At 56.4% G+C, this 18,897-nt stretch carries 22 protein-coding genes; 7 read left to right on the forward strand and 15 right to left on the reverse strand.

Annotated elements, in window-relative coordinates:
• Positions 1 to 117 precede the first annotated feature (117 nt).
• The 4 genes from IE102_RS04170 to IE102_RS04185 all read right to left on the reverse strand — a co-directional run bounded on the left by IE102_RS04170 (position 118) and on the right by IE102_RS04185 (position 3,293).
• Positions 118 to 723 carry a hypothetical protein gene (locus IE102_RS04170; RefSeq protein ID WP_189485109.1) on the reverse strand — a complete coding sequence of 202 codons (606 nt, stop codon included), beginning with the start codon at positions 721 to 723 and terminating at the stop codon, positions 118 to 120.
• A 185-nt stretch (positions 724 to 908) separates the two neighbouring features.
• The gene (locus tag IE102_RS04175; protein WP_189485110.1) at positions 909 to 1,259 is read right to left on the reverse strand and encodes a cupin domain-containing protein; all 351 of its coding nucleotides are present in this window, start codon (positions 1,257 to 1,259) and stop codon (positions 909 to 911) included.
• A gap of 152 nt (positions 1,260 to 1,411) precedes the next feature.
• Positions 1,412 to 1,933: a translation initiation factor IF-3 gene (gene infC / locus IE102_RS04180; RefSeq protein ID WP_189485992.1), complete on the reverse strand. Its 522-nt coding sequence runs from the start codon at positions 1,931 to 1,933 to the stop codon at positions 1,412 to 1,414.
• A 193-nt stretch (positions 1,934 to 2,126) separates the two neighbouring features.
• Positions 2,127 to 3,293 (reverse strand): glycosyltransferase family 4 protein, encoded by a 1,167-nt coding sequence (locus IE102_RS04185; RefSeq protein WP_189485111.1) that lies wholly within the window; start codon positions 3,291 to 3,293, stop codon positions 2,127 to 2,129.
• Between the two features lie 49 nt (positions 3,294 to 3,342).
• Between IE102_RS04185 and IE102_RS04190 the strand changes: the two genes are divergently transcribed.
• Entirely contained in the window at positions 3,343 to 4,104 is a 762-nt protein-coding gene (locus tag IE102_RS04190) for an alpha/beta hydrolase (protein WP_189485993.1), read from the forward strand.
• Here IE102_RS04190 and IE102_RS04195 read toward each other — a convergent pair.
• From IE102_RS04195 to IE102_RS04215, 5 genes are all read right to left on the reverse strand, one after another.
• Complete coding sequence (locus IE102_RS04195; RefSeq protein ID WP_229807554.1) at positions 4,083 to 4,982, reverse strand: SDR family oxidoreductase; 900 nt, start codon at positions 4,980 to 4,982, stop codon at positions 4,083 to 4,085. The genes IE102_RS04190 and IE102_RS04195 overlap by 22 nt on opposite strands.
• Positions 4,948 to 5,913 (reverse strand): KpsF/GutQ family sugar-phosphate isomerase, encoded by a 966-nt coding sequence (locus IE102_RS04200; protein ID WP_189485112.1) that lies wholly within the window; start codon positions 5,911 to 5,913, stop codon positions 4,948 to 4,950. Before IE102_RS04200 ends, IE102_RS04195 begins: the two co-directional genes overlap by 35 nt.
• Before the next feature lie 13 nt (positions 5,914 to 5,926).
• Positions 5,927 to 6,193 (reverse strand): hypothetical protein, encoded by a 267-nt coding sequence (locus IE102_RS04205; protein ID WP_189485113.1) that lies wholly within the window; start codon positions 6,191 to 6,193, stop codon positions 5,927 to 5,929.
• A gap of 110 nt (positions 6,194 to 6,303) precedes the next feature.
• On the reverse strand, positions 6,304 to 6,666 hold the full coding sequence (locus IE102_RS04210) for a hypothetical protein (RefSeq protein WP_229807555.1): 363 nt from the start codon (positions 6,664 to 6,666) through the stop codon (positions 6,304 to 6,306).
• A 35-nt stretch (positions 6,667 to 6,701) separates the two neighbouring features.
• Positions 6,702 to 6,974 carry a DUF1653 domain-containing protein gene (locus IE102_RS04215; protein ID WP_189485115.1) on the reverse strand — a complete coding sequence of 91 codons (273 nt, stop codon included), beginning with the start codon at positions 6,972 to 6,974 and terminating at the stop codon, positions 6,702 to 6,704.
• Positions 6,975 to 7,040: 66 nt separating this feature from the next.
• Between IE102_RS04215 and thiD the strand changes: the two genes are divergently transcribed.
• Positions 7,041 to 7,829, forward strand: coding sequence for a bifunctional hydroxymethylpyrimidine kinase/phosphomethylpyrimidine kinase (gene thiD, locus IE102_RS04220; RefSeq protein WP_189485116.1), 789 nt, complete (start codon positions 7,041 to 7,043; stop codon positions 7,827 to 7,829).
• Here the strand turns inward: thiD and IE102_RS04225 are convergent.
• Both IE102_RS04225 and IE102_RS04230 read right to left on the reverse strand, forming a co-directional pair.
• Positions 7,826 to 8,218 carry a hypothetical protein gene (locus IE102_RS04225; protein ID WP_189485117.1) on the reverse strand — a complete coding sequence of 131 codons (393 nt, stop codon included), beginning with the start codon at positions 8,216 to 8,218 and terminating at the stop codon, positions 7,826 to 7,828. The two genes, thiD and IE102_RS04225, sit on opposite strands and share 4 nt — an antisense overlap.
• Before the next feature lie 247 nt (positions 8,219 to 8,465).
• On the reverse strand, positions 8,466 to 8,822 hold the full coding sequence (locus tag IE102_RS04230; protein ID WP_189485118.1) for a hypothetical protein: 357 nt from the start codon (positions 8,820 to 8,822) through the stop codon (positions 8,466 to 8,468).
• Between the two features lie 200 nt (positions 8,823 to 9,022).
• Between IE102_RS04230 and IE102_RS04235 the strand changes: the two genes are divergently transcribed.
• The 4 genes from IE102_RS04235 to IE102_RS04250 all read left to right on the forward strand — a co-directional run bounded on the left by IE102_RS04235 (position 9,023) and on the right by IE102_RS04250 (position 13,433).
• Positions 9,023 to 10,192, forward strand: a complete 1,170-nt coding sequence (locus tag IE102_RS04235; RefSeq protein WP_189485119.1) for a phosphoserine transaminase — start codon at positions 9,023 to 9,025, stop codon at positions 10,190 to 10,192.
• Between the two features lie 102 nt (positions 10,193 to 10,294).
• Positions 10,295 to 10,912: an acyloxyacyl hydrolase gene (locus tag IE102_RS04240; protein WP_189485120.1), complete on the forward strand. Its 618-nt coding sequence runs from the start codon at positions 10,295 to 10,297 to the stop codon at positions 10,910 to 10,912.
• Between the two features lie 307 nt (positions 10,913 to 11,219).
• Positions 11,220 to 12,509: an adenylosuccinate synthase gene (locus IE102_RS04245; RefSeq protein WP_189485121.1), complete on the forward strand. Its 1,290-nt coding sequence runs from the start codon at positions 11,220 to 11,222 to the stop codon at positions 12,507 to 12,509.
• 126 nt (positions 12,510 to 12,635) lie between these two features.
• Positions 12,636 to 13,433, forward strand: coding sequence for a response regulator (locus IE102_RS04250; protein ID WP_189485122.1), 798 nt, complete (start codon positions 12,636 to 12,638; stop codon positions 13,431 to 13,433).
• A 46-nt stretch (positions 13,434 to 13,479) separates the two neighbouring features.
• On the opposite strand, the gene rpoH is transcribed toward IE102_RS04250, so the two are convergent.
• The 4 genes from rpoH to folE form a co-directional block, all read right to left on the reverse strand.
• Positions 13,480 to 14,376 carry an RNA polymerase sigma factor RpoH gene (gene rpoH, locus IE102_RS04255; protein ID WP_189485995.1) on the reverse strand — a complete coding sequence of 299 codons (897 nt, stop codon included), beginning with the start codon at positions 14,374 to 14,376 and terminating at the stop codon, positions 13,480 to 13,482.
• Positions 14,377 to 14,732: 356 nt separating this feature from the next.
• Positions 14,733 to 15,770, reverse strand: a complete 1,038-nt coding sequence (locus IE102_RS04260) for an RluA family pseudouridine synthase (RefSeq protein WP_189485123.1) — start codon at positions 15,768 to 15,770, stop codon at positions 14,733 to 14,735.
• Between the two features lie 75 nt (positions 15,771 to 15,845).
• Positions 15,846 to 16,280, reverse strand: coding sequence for an ExbD/TolR family protein (locus IE102_RS04265; RefSeq protein ID WP_189485124.1), 435 nt, complete (start codon positions 16,278 to 16,280; stop codon positions 15,846 to 15,848).
• 238 nt (positions 16,281 to 16,518) lie between these two features.
• Positions 16,519 to 17,169 (reverse strand): GTP cyclohydrolase I FolE, encoded by a 651-nt coding sequence (folE, locus tag IE102_RS04270; protein WP_189485125.1) that lies wholly within the window; start codon positions 17,167 to 17,169, stop codon positions 16,519 to 16,521.
• 213 nt (positions 17,170 to 17,382) lie between these two features.
• Here folE and cysS point away from each other — a divergent pair, with 213 nt between their 5' ends.
• Positions 17,383 to 18,897: a cysteine--tRNA ligase gene (gene cysS / locus IE102_RS04275; RefSeq protein ID WP_189485126.1), complete on the forward strand. Its 1,515-nt coding sequence runs from the start codon at positions 17,383 to 17,385 to the stop codon at positions 18,895 to 18,897.

Raw genomic sequence — 18,897 nt, forward strand, 5'->3', positions numbered from 1 at the left:
GGCGCTTGCCAGCTATTATATGACTCAAATCTCACGATTTTCAGGCCGGTGATTAGATGCGGATGATGACCTGTGATCCGGAGCCTTGCATTTTGGTTAATGCAATATGCCCGTGCTTTACTTTGGCATAAGCGCCAAAAGACGCTGATATTCACTTTCTCCACCACATGCGAAAACATTCGCCTCCGGATCTGGCGCTATTAAAAGCGCCGCTACACAGGCCTCCGTTATCAGAATGGTGTCCGGGCTCATAGAGGAGGAGGTCCGATAAGAATAGCCCGTATAGGTTTGAGGGTCTCTCCCGGAGGTGGTGAAGGATTGAAATCCTGCTCCACGACTATACTTTTTATCTTCCAAATAACGTGCGGGTTTTGATGAGGGTCCGCTTACGTTTGACGGTGATTGAGAGTATGAAGGGCGTTCAAAAGAATTGGTGGCTTTCCTGATCCATTTTTTGGCGTTTTTTTCCTGTCCGGGCCCCATTCGTCCAGCTTTCAACGCCAGTCCATACATAAGTTTATCGCGAGCATAGCCTTTCCGTGCCCGCTCTTCTAAGTCAGGCATGGGCTCGACCAGCGCGCTTTCAACAAAACTTACGGTTTCCGCCAGTTTAAGCTTTAGGCGCTCTGCCGGTTCCACCTCGTTGGCCTGCACAGAATGCACTATCGACAGACCTATCGAAAGCGCCAGCACAAGATTGCTCAACAAGAAAAATCGGATCATAAGTCTCCCCCATAAGGTAAAATCATAATACCTTAAAACATACACTGACAAGCCGTCGCCTCTACCTAGCAGGGCATTCCGGTCAACATCAGCCGCTTAACATGGCGCCATCTGAAACAAATTCCCCAGTCTATTAAGTCTGACGCATTTAATATCTCATCTAAACTAAAGACTTTTTAGAGGGCTCAAAGGCGGATAACATACGATTTCAGCGTTGTCTCGACCACTTCCCAGATGCCGGTAAAGCCGGGGCGGATAACGAACTGCGATCCGGGGGTGAGTGCCACCGATGCCCCGCCGTCTTCGTGCAGGACGGAGACGCCTTCAAGGATAGTGCAAAACTCCCATTCGTCGTAAGCGATGCGCCACGATCCCGGCGTTGATTGCCAGTACCCGCTGAACACCGTCTCATCTTCCGAGGTTTCCAGATTCCACGTCAGATGTTTCGGATCACACGTGACTATCCGCTCAGGCAAAGGCCCGCCCACTTCCGGTTCCGGCAGCGTATTACGATCAAACACCAGCAGCTTAGACATGACAGCCCCTAAAACAAATGCCTCAAACTGTAAGTCTGAGGCATCTGAAAAGTAATGCAAAAATTATCGAAGAACCGCTTCGAGATAATTTTTTCAAACCCGCAAACATCGAAAAGTATTTTGGCTTTAGCCAAAAACTTTATCGATGAGGTCTATTTCGGCGCCAAAATCATGATCATCTGACGGCCTTCCATACGGGGCTCGTATTCGACCTTGGTGGTAGCCTCAAAATCGGCCTTCACCTTTTGCAGCAATTTCATGCCCAGTTCCGGGTGGGCCATTTCACGGCCGCGGAAACGCAACGTGACCTTGACCTTATCGCCTTCATCAAAGAAGCGGGTCATGGCTTTGGCTTTTACCTCATAATCGTGAATATCGATATTGGGGCGCAGCTTGATTTCCTTGATTTCGACAACCTTTTGCTTCTTACGGGCTTCGGCCTTTTTCTTCTGCTCCTGGAAGCGGAACTTGCCGTAGTCGAGAATTTTGCAAACGGGGGGATCAGCAGTCGGAGACACTTCGACAAGATCAAGACCGGCTTCTTCGGCAGCTTCGATGGCTGCGGAGGTCGGCATGATGCCTTGTTTTTCGCCATTGTGGTCGATCAACAGAACGCGCGGAACCTTGATGTCCTGATTGATACGGGGGCCGTCCTTAGTGGGCGGTGTTTGAATGGGGCGACGAATAGTTAAGTCTCCTGATATTGTTTATACGGTTTGCGCGAAATTTTAAGGGTCGCGTCACGCGCGCGATTATGGACTATAGTAGGGCTGCCGATCAATCCCCTGCCGCCGGAAAATAGGCGCAATCGGTTAATTTTCGGATATTAAGCCCTTGAGTGACATGTGGGCAGTCAGCTGAAGAGTTTCAAGACAGCAGACGGCGATAGATGTCAAGGGTTGCCGCACACATGGCCTCTAAAGTGAACTGAGCCCGGACATGCGCCATGCCTTTGGCGCCCATAGCGGCCCGCTCGGTTTCCGGCATATTCAGGACGCGCTCGATGGCGTTTGCCCATATGTCAGCATCACCGGGCGCAATCAGCCAGCCGGTTTCTCCGTCAATCACGGTCTCAGAGGTCGCGCCATGATCGGCGGCCAGAACGGGCTTGGCCATAGCCTGCGGCTCAACCGCCGTGCGCCCGAACGCTTCGGGCTCTACGGAAGGGGCCAGCGCAAAGTCACACAGCGTAAAGGCGGCGGGCATATCGGCGCAGTGGCCAACCATATAGACCTGATCGTTCAGGCTATAGGTATCAATTAGACCCTTAAGGTGGCGCTCATAGTCAACGCGCCCTTGGGAATCACCCGCAAATACGACGCGCACATCCGTGAGGCCGCGCTGTCTCAGGCGGTGCAGGGCTTCCAGGATCAGCTCATGGCCTTTCCAGCGCGTCAACCGCCCGGCCAGCACAAACAGAGGGCGGGTATCGTCCGCACGCAGATCCCAGGCTTTGCGTAAGCTTTCGACCTGTTCTCCTGTGACGCGGGCAGGGTCAAAGCGCTGAATATCGACCCCACGCGGGACGGTTATGACCTTATCAGGACCTATACGGTAATGGCTGAGGATATGGCGGCGGGTAAATTCGGAATTGGCAATGGTCACATCGGCGCGCACCATCCACGAATTGTACCAGCGTTTCAGCTTGCCCTTGGCCTTATAGATGCCGTGATAGGTGGTGAGGCTTTTGACCTTGCAGGCTTTGGCGGCGTTGATGGCGGCAAGTGCTGGCGCGCGTGAGCGGACGTGGACGATATCGACCTTAAAGGCGCGGATGATTTTCTTCAGGCGGAAATAATTTTTAAGCTGTTTCAGCGGGTTTTTGGAATGCACCGGCAAAGGGATAAGGACGGCCCCAGCGGCCTTAAGACGGCCTTCCATGCGCCCGCCTTTTGAGGCGACGATCGCCCGACCACCGGCCTTGACGATGGCTTCGGCCATGTCGAGCGTTGTCTGCTCGACCCCGCCGGTGTCGAGGTTGGGCACGACCTGTAGCACGCAGTGGGGGAAGGAGTTGTCCGGCGTATCCGCCATTTTGATCTTTCAGGAAGGGTATTAAGTCTGATATGGCGACCTTATGACCATGAAGCCTGATGATAATCAAGATGAAGTGCGCGTTTGGCGAACGCAGAGCGGCCACGATATCGCCTATCGCCAAATCACGGGCGCTGGCCCGACCGTGCTGTGGTTGGGCGGGTTCAAATCCGACATGACCGGCACGAAGGCGCAAGTGTTGGCGGATATGGCGGTTCGCGCAGGGTTCGGGTTTGTGCGCTTTGACTATTTCGGTCATGGCGCAACTGGCGGAGACTGGAACGCGGCCCGCATCGGCCTGTGGCGCCAAGATGTGCTTGAGGTGGTTGATAACCTCACCAAAGGGCCGCTGGTGGTCGTGGGCTCCAGCATGGGCGGGTGGATGACGACCCTGCTGATCAAGGATCGGCCTGAACGGATCAAGGGTGCGGGATTTATCGCGCCTGCACCGGATTTTACGCACGCGCTGATGTTGCCGAACTTAAACCCGGAAGAACGCCACGCGCTGACGGTTTCCGGGGCCTTTGTCATGACCGGCTATGATCAGGGTGTGACGATGTCGCAGGCCTTTTTCGATGAGGCCAAAGATCATCTGGTATTCGGCGCGCCGCTGACCTTCGACGGGCCGGTGCGTATCCTGCACGGCATGAAAGACGATGTCGTGCCGTGGTCGCACGGCGTGAAACTGGCCGAACATATCTCTAGCGGTGATGTGCGCCTGACCCTGATCAAGGACGGTGATCACCGCCTGTCGGGGCCAGAGGATCTTAAACTTCTGACCGCAATGGTTCAGGAACTTATTGACGCATAGATAGCAGCTAGTCCGTCTTTGTATGTCGGATATTGCGGTCGCCAGCCCAATTCGGCCTTAGCCAAAGCGTTGGAAACGCGTTTGTTTTCGGCATAAAACCGCTTCATGCCGCCCGACAGGTTCGGATCATCGAAGGCGATTTCTGGCGGCATGTCAAACCCATAGGTGCGGGCGGCGTAGATTAGCACGTCATCGGCGGGGGCGGGTTCATCATCACACAGATTATAGATGCCGCCGGGACGCGGGCGGCGGACACTGGCCATCAGGGCGGTGGCGCAATCGCTGTCATAAAGACGGCTGAACACCTGACCCGGCTTATGAATGCGCCGTGCCGTGCCATCCTTGAGGCGTTCCAGCACATTGCGGCCAGGGCCATAGAGTCCGGGCAAGCGAAACACGGTAACGCAATCGCCGGTTTGTTGCCCAAGTCCCAGCCACTGTTGTTCCGCATCCGCTCGGCGCTGGCCTTCGCGGGAAATGGGGTTGAGCGCGGTATCTTCAAACACCCAGCCGCCGCTGCGATCACCGTAAACCCCCGTCGTCGACAAATATCCAATCCAGCGGCGGCGAGGCGCCGCTGCCGAAACCAAAATGGGGCTAAGGGCGGTGAAGGCGGGGCAACCCTCGTCATTTGGGGCGGCGGTCAGCAGTATGACCGTGGCCTGATCCGCTGCGATTTTAAGCGCTGCGGGATCGGCAGGATCAATCGCCATGATGCCCTGCGTCGTCAATTCGGCGCGTTTATTAGCCGTGCGGGCGGTGGCTGAAATCCCATAGCCGTCAGCCCGTAAAGCCTCGGCAAAGGCCGCGCCGATAAAGCCATAGCCGAAAATGAGCGCGTGTTTATACAACGCCGGCCCGCAGCACATCATGGACATGCAATATACCGACCGGGATTTCGTTGTCGGTTACAAACAGCACGGTGATGCGCTTTTCGTTCATGATCTTGAGCGCTTCGGCGGCCAGCATGGACGGCGATACGGTCAGCGGTTTTGCGGTCATAACCTCAATGGCAGTCTTGTCCATCAGGCCGTTCATATGACGACGTAGATCGCCATCGGTGACGACTCCGATCAGGCGGCCATCGCCGTCCACCACACCGACCGCGCCGAAACGCTTTTCTGTCATGGTGATCAGCGCCACAGGCATGGGGGCGGATTGCGCGACCAGCGGCACTTCATCGATACCATGCATAAGATCGGACACGTTTTTCAGCGCCGCCCCCAGCTTGCCGCCTGGGTGATAGGTGCCAAAATCCTGCGCCGTAAAGCCGCGCTTTTTCATCAACGCTACCGCCAGACAATCCCCCAGCGCGATTTGCAGGGTGGTTGAGGTCGTTGGGGCATCGACGCCGTCAAACGCTTCGGGGGCATTGGGGAAAATGAGCGGAATATCAGCGGCCTTGCCCAGGGCGCTGTCCGCACGGGCGGTGATGCCGATCAGGGTAATGCCAAAGCGCTTGGAATAGGCGATGACATCGGCCAGTTCCTTGGTTTCTCCCGATTTCGACAGGGCCATGATGACATCATCAGGCCCAACCATGCCAAGGTCGCCGTGGCTGGCCTCAGTCGCGTGGACAAAAAACGCCGAGGTGCCGGTCGACGCAAAGGTGGCGGCAATTTTCTTACCCACATGGCCGGATTTACCGACACCGGTCAATATAACGCGGCCTTTGTGGTCAAACAGGGTGTCGATGGCCCGCTCAAAATTATCGGCCAGCGGGCCGTGCTCCAGAGCGGTGGCCATCTGCATCAGGGCATCGGCTTCGATTTTCAGAACATTGCGGGCGGCGTACAGGCTATCGGACATAAGATCTCGGAAATTATTGAGCGGCGGCGGGATCGGCCGCGGTTTGGGCTTCGGTAGCTTTCAAAGCGGCTTTTTCAGCGGCAAGGCGCGCGGTCTCAGCCTGCTTGTTCGCTTCGCGGGTGGCGCGGTCGCGTTCCATACGCACCACGTCGGGCAGTTCGACGGCCTTGCCAAACGGTGCGGGTGAGCGTGATCCGATCCCTTGCGGCCACACCAGACTAAGCGCGATCATGATCAGCGCCACGGCGGCCATTACGGGATAAAACAGTTTGTCTGGCATCTGCACCGCCTTGTGAATATGGAGGGCGTTATAGGCCCCCATTGGACATGGCGTCAATTATAAGCGTTTTCCCATCAAATGGAATCATTTGATGGATCAGAAAGAGCGACCTAATTGTTCGGCCGATAAATATCGAACGCCACCTGAAAATCAGGGTCGGTGACGATGGTGTCATCACTGAGGCCATAGCGGCCCGGCGGGATCAGTTTGAAGGCCCCCGGCACCAGCGGCAGGTTGAGCGTTTCGCCGGCCTTAGTGCCTGCCATTTGCAGAACAAACCCTTCTTCGCGGTTGGCGCGGATCAGCCGTCCGGCCAGAATCTCATAGCCCATCAACTCATCATGGGCGTCAATGTCGTTCAGGCGCACGATCACCATGGCACCGCGCATGGCGGTCAATATGGGGTCATGACTTTCGGCAAACACCTCCGGCGCCAGCTCGTTCCACAACGATTTGGCGGGTTCAGGGGGCAAGTGTTTTTTCAGTCGCTGACGCATCCGGAAATAAGTTAATCGGTATAGGCGAAACGCGGCACGGTTCCATCCTTAGTCTGAACGGATTCTATGAACATGGAAAGCGGTCTGACCCACAACCGTGCCTCTCCCGCCGTCTGGGCCTCTGGGGCGTATAATACCATGATCTCTTCGGTCTCTGAGTGGGTAACCGTGCCGAACACGATGTAATATTTGCCCTTATAGTGGCGGTAACGGCCCGGCGTTATGGTGCTTGCGTAAAAATTGGCCGCAAACGGCTTGCCCGTATCGAAAGCGGTCTCAGTCATGATATATGTTACCTATATGAACCGGGGGGATTATAGACAACGAAACTCAAAGTGAAGCCTTTAATCATGCACCGCGTCCTTATTATCGCTGGCTCTGACCCCTCTGGCGGGGCGGGTATTCAGGCCGATCTGAAAACCGTCACCTGTCTGGGCGCTTACGGCATGACGGCGATCACGGCGCTGACCGTGCAAAATACGCTGGGGGTGACGGACGTGTTTCCGATCCCCGAAGAAATTATTGCCGCCCAGGCCATGGCCTGTATCGAAGACATCGGCGTTGATGCCGTCAAAACCGGTATGCTGGGCTCCATCGGCGTGGTCGAAACCGTGGCCAGCGTACTGGATCTGGCCGGTGATGCCTTTCGCGTCATTGATCCGGTCATGGTGGCCAAGGGTGGGCACCGCCTTCTGCCCGAAGCCGCAATTGACGCCATTCGCCATCTGCTGATCCCGCGCGCTGATCTGTTGACCCCCAATGCGCCGGAAGCCGCCGTTCTGACCGGCATGGCTGTTGAGAATCACGACGACCTGCAACGGGCGGGTGAAGCTCTGCTGAAAATGGGGGCCAAGGCGGTGCTGATGAAGGGCGGACATGTCGAAGGTGATATCGTCTGCGACCTGCTGATGACCGGGAACCGCGTGGCGCGCTTTGAGGCTCAGCGCATTGAGACCCGCCATACTCACGGAACCGGCTGTACGTTGGCCAGTGCCTGTGCCGCCCTTTACCGCGAGGATATGGCTCTTGATAGCGTGGTGGATAAGGCGCGGGCCTATGTGCTGAACGCCATAAAGGCCGCCCCCGGTCTGGGGGGCGGCCACGGCCCGTTAAAACATAACTGGGCGTTTAATATCTAATAACGACGACCATTATAGTCGCGGCTGTTATAGGCCACCGCGCGCGACAGGTCCTGGGTGCGCTGGTTGAGGATATGCAACTCGCGGCGGTCAAGTCCGCGGCCACTACGCTCAAACTGGTGCGACAGGCGCTCCAGATCGCGCAGTTCGGCCCGCAGGCGGTACTCTTCGCGTCGGCTCAGATTGCCGTGGCGCGCGCCGCGGTCAATCTGGCGATCCAGTTGATCAAGGCGGTAATCGATACGGTCGTCGCGGTGATCATGACGGTCTTCGCGGTAGTCGTGGAGGTTGTGATCGTAGCGGCTGTCAGCCATAGCGGGAACCGAGGCGGCGGCCATACCCGCGCAAGCAAACGCGGCAATGGCAAAGGTCTTAATCGAGGTCTTCATTTTACGTCTCCTATTGTGGGTGGGCGCTGTCTCTCAGCGTTGAGATCATTTAAGCACCCGCCACCTGAGCCGTTCCTGAACGGTGCGGTTCATATTCAGTTCAGCCAGATGAATGGCGGTGGGGCTTTAGACATGAAAAAACCTCCCGAAGGAGGTTCTGGTTTTTGTTGGCTTATCTGCGCGGGCCGTGGGGGATAAGGGACGGGCGGCCCGCGCAGACTAAGGGCCAGTTTCAGATCGTCAGAGCCTAGAAACGGCGGGTCTGACGGTCGTGGTTGTTGTACGCCACCTTTTGCGACAAGCGATCGATGCGTGAGGTCAGGATGTTCATTTCCTGACGGTCGTAGCCGCGACCGGAACGCTCAAACTTGTTCGACAGCTTTTCGATGTCGCGCAATTCGTTGCGCAGGCGGCTGGCTTCGTTACGGTTCAGTTCGCGGGTGCGGACACCGCGATCGATGCGGTCATCAAGCGTATCGAGACGGCGCTCGACGCTGTTTTCGCGAACGTGCGAACGGGGCGAGTCGGCCAAAGCGGCGGTAGAGGCGGCGCCCATCGACAGGGCAACCAAAGCAGCGGCGGTGAAGGTCTTGATCGTTTTCATAACTTGGCTCTCCTTAAAAAAGATTAGCGCTTAATCTCAGCGTTGAAGCCATATAAACATACCGCCCCTGAGCCGAACCTGAACGGTAAGGTTCATCTTCGGTTCATGAGCGTAAATGATTTTGGGATAAGACCCCTTGTGTTTGGCGGGCTTTGGTCGCACAAGGCGCTCACCGTTTTTATATATCCGGGGTGCCAAATATGACCGCCAAACCCGCCCGCTTTACCGAAAGACCGTGGTTCTCCTCCGGCCCGACCGCCAAGCGCCCCGGCTGGACGCCGCAGGCCTTAAGTGCCGCACCTGTGGGCCGCTCCAATCGCTCAAAAATCACGGTCGGTCGGATCAAGGAAGCGCTGGAACTGACCCGCGATATCTTAGGCATACCAGCTGACTATCAGGTCTTCATGACCCCGGCCTCGGATACCGGCGCGTTCGAAGCGGCGATGTGGAATCTGCTGGGACTGCGCAAAGTTCAGGTGGTCGCCTTTGAAAACTTTGGGCAATTGTGGGCCGATGACGCCGTAAAGCACCTGAAACTGGATGCCGAGGTTTTGTCGGCACCTTACGGTCAGTTACCGGACTTAAGCCGGATTGATGCCGAGGCCGATCTTATCTTTCCGTGGAACGGCACGACCTCCGGCGTCAAGGTGCCGGACGCATCCTTCATCAGCGATAGCCACCAAGGGCTGGTGATGTGCGATGCGACGTCCGCCGCGTTCTGCATGGATTTGCCGTGGGAAAAGCTTGATGTCACGACCTTCTCGTTTCAAAAGGCGCTGGGCGGCGAAGCGGGCATTGGCGTGCTGATCCTGTCATCGAAGGCGGTTGAGCGGCTCAATACCTTCGATCCGGGCCGCGCCATCCCCAAGGTCATCCGCCTGCGCAAAGGTGATGCCGCCGACATGACCATTCTGGGCGGCGATGCCATCAACACCTATTCGTTTCTGGTCATTGAGGATTATCTCGATGCCCTGAAATGGGGTTTGCGCGAAGGCGGGCTTGAGGGGCTGATTGCGCGCTGCGAGCAGAATTTCAACTATCTGCGCGAATGGGTTGAGGCGACGGCGTGGATCGATTTTGTGGCCGAAAAGGTTGAGACCCGCTCCACCACCTCGGTATGCCTGAAGTTTGTTGATCCGGCCATTGTCGGCCAACCGGCCGATATGCAGGCCAAACTGGCAGCTAAAATCAATGCTTTGCTGGAAACTGAGGGGGTCGCTTACGATATCACCGGCTACCGCGCCGCCCCTCCGGGCCTGCGTATCTGGTGCGGCTGCACGGTCGATGCCGATGATATCTGCGCGCTGCTGCCATGGCTGGAATGGGCTTACGCTGAAGCATTAAACCAATTGGAACTGTCTGTAGCCTAAAAGGCGCAGACGGGCGAAATCTTGCTGGTTTGGGTTAGGGCTATGGCGCCAATGCCCCAATCAGGTGATAACAGCGCGGCTGTATTTTCAGGGAATCATTTCATGATCAAATCGGGTTTTGTGGGCGCATTGGCTTTGGGTGTTGTGGCGCTGGCCGGATCGGCCTCGGCGGGCGAGATTTACGGCGGGGCCTATGCCCATGACGTGACCTTTCTGGGCGAAGCGCTCGGTATCGGGGCGGCGGGTCGCGAAGGCGGAGCCGATATTGAGCTCGGCTGGCGCTCCGATAAAAAGGAAAACTGGGATTTCCTGCGTCACCCCAGCGTCTATGTGATGGCCGCCGTCAACACTCAGGGCGATTCCAGCCATATCGCCACGGGCCTGACCTGGAAGGTCAATTTCGGGGAGACTAAAAAGTGGTTTGTGCGTCCGGGTTTTGGACTGGCCTACACTGATGGCTACGATGAACTGCCGGATTTCCGCACACCGGGTCTGTCGCAGGAAGAAATCGCTCGCCGGGTCGCCATGCGTGACGACCATATCGAATTTGGCTCAAAGTTCCTGTTCCAGCCTAATATTGCGCTGGGTTATGACCTGAGCGAGCGCACCTCGATTGAACTGGCCTATATCCATCTCTCGAACGGCCAGATTCTGGGTCAGGGCAAGAATCAGGGCCTTGATGATCTTGGCCTGCGGGTTAGCTATAAACTCGGCAACTAAAACTAAACCATCAGAACCCATATTGTTTCTTTTGTAACGATATGGGTTTTTTGTGCCTGTAAACCGCAGTTGGCGGAAAAGCCATCCGTCCCCACTCCAAACGGATTTGTGAGCCAATTAGCGGTTTCATTGCGCCCCGTTATGGTCTAAAGCGCATGCCGAAAAGTGTGAGCGGTTTTGGCTGCGCCGAACTTCGTTTCGGATAAATGCGCGTCTGATCAATTGCCTGCAACCGCTTGAATTATGTATGTGCCCGCACCGGAAGTGTTATGCTCTCCGGCGGGCTTTTTTGCGGAGAACGTGAACCTTGGCCAATGTGACCGTTGTGGGCGCCCAGTGGGGCGACGAAGGTAAGGGTAAGCTGGTTGACTGGCTGTCCAATCGCGCTGATGTCGTGGTGCGCTTTCAGGGCGGTCACAATGCCGGTCATACCCTGGTGGTCGATGGTAAGGTTTATAAACTTTCACTGCTGCCATCGGGCGTGGTGCAGGGTAAGTTGTCGGTCATCGGCAACGGCGTAGTCGTTGACCCGTGGGCGCTGTTTGATGAAATTGCCCGCGTTGAAGCGCAAGGCCTGAAGATCACCAACGAATTGCTGGTGCTGGCCGACAACGCCTGTTTGATCCTGCCGATCCACCGCGAACTGGATGCAGCCCGTGAAGCTGCTGCCGGTGCCGCCAAGATCGGTACGACTGGCCGTGGTATCGGCCCGGCCTATGAAGACAAGGTGGGGCGTCGTGCCATCCGCGTCGGTGACCTTGAGGATTTTGAGGCGCTGGATGCCAAGCTCGATCGTCTGCTGACGCACCATAATGCCCTGCGTCGCGGGCTCGATCTGGCCGAAGTCAATAAGGCCGAACTTCTGGCCGGCCTGAAAGAGATTGCGCCGCGTCTGCTGTCGTTCGCCAAGCCGGTCTGGTACGTGCTTGATAAGGCCAAGCAGGACGGCAAGCGTATCCTGTTTGAAGGGGCGCAAGGGGCCTTGCTCGATATCGACCACGGCACCTATCCGTTTGTGACCTCCTCCAATACTGTGGCGGGGCAGGCGGCAGCCGGTTCCGGCATGGGCCCGCGCTCAGCCGGTTATGTGTTGGGCATCCTCAAGGCCTATACTACCCGCGTCGGCTCCGGCCCGTTCCCGACTGAGCTGTTTGATGACATCGGTGAGCGCATTGGCCGCGTGGGTCATGAGTTCGGCACCGTCACGGGCCGCGCCCGCCGCTGTGGCTGGCTGGACGCCGTGTTGGCCCGCCAATCCATTGCCATTAACGGCATTGACGGCATTGCCCTGACCAAGCTCGATGTGCTGGACGGGATCGAGACCCTGAAAATCTGCGTCGGTTATAAACTGAACGGCGAGGTCATCGACTATCTGCCGTCGGGTATCAAAGCCCAGAGCGTGATCGAGCCGGTCTATGAAGACTTAGAGGGCTGGTCGGAATCGACCCAAGGGGCGCGCTCTTGGAAAGACCTGCCCGGTAATGCGGTCAAATATGTCCGCCGGATCGAGGAGCTGATCGGGGCGCCGGTGGCCCTGCTGTCGACTTCGCCTGAGCGCGAAGACACCATTTTGATGCGTGATCCGTTTCAGGATTAAACCTGACTAAAAGAAAAAGGCCCTCAGAGATGAGGGCCTTTTTCTTTTCAAAGACAGCGCTGGCATAAAATCTATTTTTACTAATAAGGCTTAGAGTGCCGTCATATTCACTGCGGCTGGAACACTGTGTTTTCTCTCGACCCAAAGCTCGAAGCCAAAATTAAACCCCACGTCAAGCGGGTGCTGGTGCTGGAAAGCAACCAGGCCTATGCGCGTATTCTCACGGATATGCTCCGGGTTCTGGGGACTGAGAAAACGATCGTTGAGACCGATGACCGGCGCGCCATGATGATCTGCGAAGACATGGACCCTCAGTTGATTTTTTGCGATCTTCGGGCGCAAAATCTTGAAGGGGCGAAGTTCGTCACGGCCGTGCGCCGCTCCGAAATGAAATGCCGCAAGATCCCGATCATCATGATGGCGTCGAACGACTTGCCGGAAACGCTCAAAGAGGCGCGCGATTGCGGCGCCGATGAGATCATGAAAAAGCCGTTCGCGTCGGGTGATTTGCTGAAACGGCTTGAACATGCCGTCACAAAGTCGCCGCCGTGGATTGAGGCGGTGATGTATGTCGGCCCTGATCGCAGGCGCTTTAACTCAGGCGCCGGACCGCGTAAGCGCGCGCCGGATAATATGTCCGACGGCATGAAGCGAATTGAGCAGAGTGTGCGTATTTTGCGCGCTGCCGCCGATCAGTTTGATGTTGACCGTAAACAGGCCAATCGCGCGATCGTGGCACAGCTTGAAGTGCTGGTCCCGGCGTGCAAGGCGATCAGCGATCCCGGCTTCAAAGGGGCGGTGACGGAAATTTTCATGGCCTATAAGGGCGGCACCTTAAGCGGCGATAGTTTGCGCGGGCCGGTCGCGACGCTGGCCAAGCTGTTCCGCATCGATGACCCGCCCAAAAGCGAAGCGGTCGCGTAAACACAGAAAAGCCCGGAGATGTCTCCGGGCTTTTGTTTTATCGAGTTTAGGCCAGTTGTTGTGAACGCGCCGCTTCCATCATCGCCTTTTGCAGCTTCTCAAACGCGCGTACCTCAATCTGGCGGACCCGCTCACGCGACACGCCAAACCGTTCCGCCAGTTCTTCGAGGGTGATCGGCTGATCCTTAAGGCGGCGGGCAGTGAGGATTTCACGCTCACGGTCGTTCAGTTCACCCATAGCTTCTTCGAGCAGGCCCATACGCAGGCCATGTTCTTCGGAATCCGCCAGGACGGTTTCCTGACTGACCTGTTTATCGTCAACCAGCCAGTCCTGCCACTCGCTGTCGCCCTCAGCGGCCCGCAGAGGCGCATTGAGCGAAGAATCGGGCGACGACATGCGGCGGTTCATGCTGATCACGTCATCTTTCGAGACACCCAGCTTGGTGGCGATTTGCTCAACCTGATCGAATTTCAGGTCGCCATCTTCCAAAGCAGAAATTTCGGACTTCACCTTGCGCAGATTGAAGAACAGCTTCTTTTGCGCGGCGGTGGTGCCCATTTTGACCAGCGACCATGACCGCAGGACATATTCCTGGATCGAGGCCTTGATCCACCACATAGCATAGGTCGCAAGGCGAAAGCCGCGATCGGGATCAAACTTCTTGACCGCCTGCATCAGGCCGACATTGCCTTCACTGATGACTTCGCCCATCGGCAGACCATAGCCGCGATAGCCCATGGCGATCTTGGCCACCAGACGTAAGTGCGAGGTCACCAGCCGGTGCGCCGATTTGGAATCCTGATGCTCCTGCCAGCTTTTGGCCAGCATGAACTCTTCGTCCTTGGCCAGCATCGGGAACTTGCGAATCTCGGACAGGTAACGGTTCAGGCCGCCATCAGGTGACAATACCGATGGGTTTGGAATAGCTACGGAAGTGCTCATCTGCGTATCCTTGACCGGCCCGTCGCCATAGGTGATCTGGGCCTCGTTTGTGTCTGCCATGATGCGTGTCCTTTAAAGCCAGCCCCCGGTAATAGCCTTGGTTATATAGGAACCTCGCGGCAATTACATGGCGTGCATCAGAAGATACGATCAATGATCAAATCCAGATGTAGGTATCGGCTAAATGAATTAAAAGGGGTAATCCCCGCAATGAGGAATTATTTTTATGCGAAGCTGCATAAAATAGAAATTAAGGGGCGAAAGTCATCGGCTTAAGGTAGGTATCATCCGTAATCTCCACATCTTATACGATAAAAAGTCGATGCATAACAGGTGTTTTCAGCTTTTTGGCCAGATCACAACTCTGTGAGCCCATTGAGCAGGCTTTGAAAATCATCCGGTGGCGGGGCGTCAAAGCTCAAAGCCTCGCCCGTTATGGGGTGAATAAAGGCCAGATGGGTGGCGTGCAGCGCCTGACGGGTGAAGTTCAGTTCCCGCAGCAGGGCCTGCACGGGGGCGGCCGGGGCGCCGGAGCCATAGACCGGATCGCCAAGGCAGGGCGCACCCAGATGGGCCATGTGGACGCGAATCTGATGGGTGCGGCCGGTTTCCAGCTCGCAGCGGATAAGCGAAGCGACGGGTTTTGCCCCGCCAAAGCTTGCCTGAACCGTGTAGTGGGTCGTGGCTTCGCGGCCACCGGCCCTGAGTACCGCCATTTTCTTGCGGTCATGGTGGGAGCGGCCGATCTGGGTGGTGACGGTGCCCTTTGTGGCCTTGGGCGTACCGCGCACGATTGCCAGATAGGCGCGGCCGATGTCGTGTTTGGCAAACAGCGCGCTTAGGCCGTGATGGGCGGCATCGGACTTGGCGGCGACCATAACGCCAGACGTATCTTTATCGAGGCGGTGAACGATGCCGGGGCGCAACACCCCGCCTATGCCCGATAAGGTATCGCCGCAGTGATAAAGCAGGGCGTTGACCAGAGTGCTGTCTGGCGTCCCAGGCGCGGGATGGGCCGCCATGCCAGAGGGTTTGACGACCACGATCAGGTGGGCATCTTCATAAAGGATGTCGAGGGCTAAGTTTTGCGGTTGCGGAAGTGCTGCAATCGGCGCGGGTATGGTCAGGCTGTACTGACCGGCCTTGGCCTTATGCTTGCCGTCGGTGATGATGTGGTTCTCAAAGGTCAGGCGGCCTTCGGCAATGAGGGCCTGTAAGCGCGCGCGTGAAATGTCGGGGGCGGCCTCACCCAGAACGGCCATCAGGGCACGATCCAGCCGTTCACCGGCGGCATCGGGCGGGAGGTTCAGGTCGACAACCTGCCCGTCGCTTTGCGCCGAAGCCTCCGGCAGATCATCATCAATGTCTTCGTCTTGGGCGTCTTGGGGTGTCATATGTGCAGCTTAATCGAAAAAGCGCCGGAAGATGGCTTCCGGCGCTTAAACTTATCATTCAATGATCTGAATGAATTACGAAATGTCTTCGTTGATCAGGCCGATCTTGAAGTAACCATTTTCCTGAAGCTCGTTCAGAACCTTCATGAACTCTTCGTATTCAACGTCCGGCTGGGCGCGCACCAGAACGCGCTCATCGGTCGGGTTGGCGCTTTGCAGGGCCGCGGCCAGTTCAGCGGCCATGACGTCGATGGTCACTTGCTTGGTGCCGATATAGTAGAGGTCCTTGTCCTGAATGGACACGAACACCGGGTCTTTTTGCTTTTCCTGAGTGACCGGCGCCGATGCGGGCGGCAGGTCCAGCTTGATCGACACGGTCGCCATCGGCGCCGACACCATGAAGATAATCAGCAGCACCAGCATGATGTCCACGAACGGAGTCACGTTGATGTCAGAATTCTGTTGGACAGTATAGCGTGAACCGCCACCGCCACCGAGCTTCGCGCCCATATGCACACTCCCTAAAAGCCCGTGTGGCTTAAGCCTGCGGGGCGTCGTAAATCTCAGGTTTGCGATTTAGGATAATTAACAGGCGTTTGTAAAGCCCATAAAGCCCTATATCTGTAACCTCATGTGATGAGATTAAATTATTTTAATCGAAGTGCGCAAGCCCTTAAATTAGAACCGCCTCAGAGAAATGTCTCTGAGGCGGTTAATTCATAAAAGCTTTATAATTATCTCGCCAAACTTACCGGGACTGGCTCAGGCGGATAAAGCGTTCCTGCAGCGCCAGATTGGTCTCGAACACACCCGTAAAGCTGGTGGTGATGGTTGAGACATGTTTATGGTGCACGCCGCGGGTGGTCATGCACTGATGTTCGGCATCGATCAGGATGGCGATTCCCTGCGGATTGAGCGAGTCTTGCAAAGCTTCGGTGATCTGCTTGGTCAGGGTTTCCTGAGTCTGCAGGCGCTTGGCGTAGATTTCGACCACGCGGGCGATTTTCGAGATACCGACGACCTTATCGGTCGGCACATAGGCGACATAGGCCTTGCCCAAAAACGGTGCCATGTGGTGCTCACAGTGGCTTTCGACGTCGATATCGCGCAGCATGACCATGTCATTATAGCCCTGCACGTCCTCAAAGGTGCGCGACAGTTCTTTGCGTGGGTCGGCGGTATAGCCCTGGAACCACTCATTATAGGCATCGACGACGCGCTTAGGCGTATCAATCAGACCTTCGCGCGTGGGGTCGTCACCGGCCCACGCCAGAAGCGTGCGCACGGCGGCCAGAGCCTCATCGCGGCTGGGGCGCGTGGGATGCGCTTTAGGGGTCGGGGTAAGATCATTGGCGGCGTTTTCAGAAACGGAGCCATGATTGGGGTCAAAACTGTCCATTACATCTCTCTATGAGGGCCGAGTGGCGCCGGACCGACGGGCCCGGAATGACGCGTGGCATCCCTCTGCGGTCTATGAACTTACGCTAACGCTGCCCATTTAGATGAAATCAGCGCCAAAATTTGCGTGCAGTCATGACCTAACCGCGTCTATATGGGGCGAATGGCGGTTATTACAACCGAAAAATACTTATATCCTACTTAAGTCTGGCTTATGAAACTAACGATCTACGACACGCTTGAGCGGAAAAAGCGCGAATTTGAGCCGAAAAATCCGGAGCGGGTTACGCTCTATGTCTGCGGCCCGACGGTATATAACTACGCCCATATAGGGAATGCCCGCCCGGTCGTGGTGTTCGATGTGCTCTATCGTCTGCTGCGCCATATCTACGGCGAAGACCATGTCGTCTATGCCCGCAACATCACCGATGTCGATGATAAGATAAATAAAAAGGCGATGGATGAAGGCGTCGATATCTCCGTCATCACCAACAAATTTGCCGATATCTATAACGCCGATATGGCCGCATTAAACGCCCTGCCGCCGACCTATCAACCGCGTGCGACCGATCACATGCCTGACATGGTGGCGATGATCGAAAAACTGATCGAACGTAAAGCCGCCTATGTCACGGACGATGGTGAAGTGCTGTTTCGGGTGGCCGATTATGATGCCGGATCGGGTCGCTATGGCAAGCTGTCGGGGCGTTCGCTCGATGATATGATTGCCGGCGCGCGGGTCGAGGTCGCCGAAAACAAGGACGATGCCGCCGATTTCGTGTTGTGGAAGCCGTCAAAGCGCGGTGAGCCGGTCTGGCCGGGGCCGCGCAACCCTGAGACCGGAGATGTTCTGCCGGGGCGGCCGGGCTGGCATATTGAATGTTCGGCCATGAGCGAAGCGGTGCTGACCCTGCCGATTGATATTCATGGCGGCGGTCAGGATCTGATCTTCCCGCACCATACCAATGAGATCGCACAGTCGTGCGCGACCCACGGCCATGACGATCCGGCGGCCTATGCGCGATACTGGATGCACAATGGTTTCCTCGATATGTCCGGCGAGAAGATGTCAAAGTCGCTGGGGAATGTGGTGCTGGTTCACGATCTGACCCAGCAATATCCGGGTGAGGTGATCCGCTGGGCTTTGTTAAGCGGCCACTATCGTTCGCCTCTCAACTGGACAACGGAACTGCTGGAGCAGAGCCGTAAAGAATTGGACTACCTATACGGCATTTTACTACGCCACGAAAATGTTGTGGCATGGGCTCCAAGCGACGAACAAACTCGCGAAAAGAGAGAGAGTGTTTTGCTCAGTTCGCTTTTGGATGACTTAAACATATCTGATGCTAAAGCGAGGCTCTTTAACTTGAAGGGTGACGAAGGCATCGACTTGGCGCACAAGCTTGAGCATCTGGCGAACCCGAATGTTGATAGAACAGCAGATGCCGCTGAAGTTGCGCCTACGGCGGCTTCTCTTGTAAAGCATGACTTATTGTTACTCGCAAAAGTGCTCGGTATCCTTCAAACCGACCCCGAAGTCTGGTTTAAGGGCGGTGCGTCGGACGATCTGACCGCCAAGGTCGAAGCGCTGCTGGTCGCCCGCACGGAGGCGCGCGCCGCAAAGAACTGGGCCGAGGCCGACCGCATCCGTGATGAACTGAACGCGCTCAATATCGAGGTGATGGATTCACCCACGGGTGCTACCTGGAAACTTAAGGCAGGAGTGTAG

Origin of the sequence: Asticcacaulis endophyticus, from assembly GCF_014652575.1 — a bacterium.
In the GTDB taxonomy this organism is placed as follows: Bacteria; Pseudomonadota; Alphaproteobacteria; order Caulobacterales; family Caulobacteraceae; genus Asticcacaulis; species Asticcacaulis endophyticus.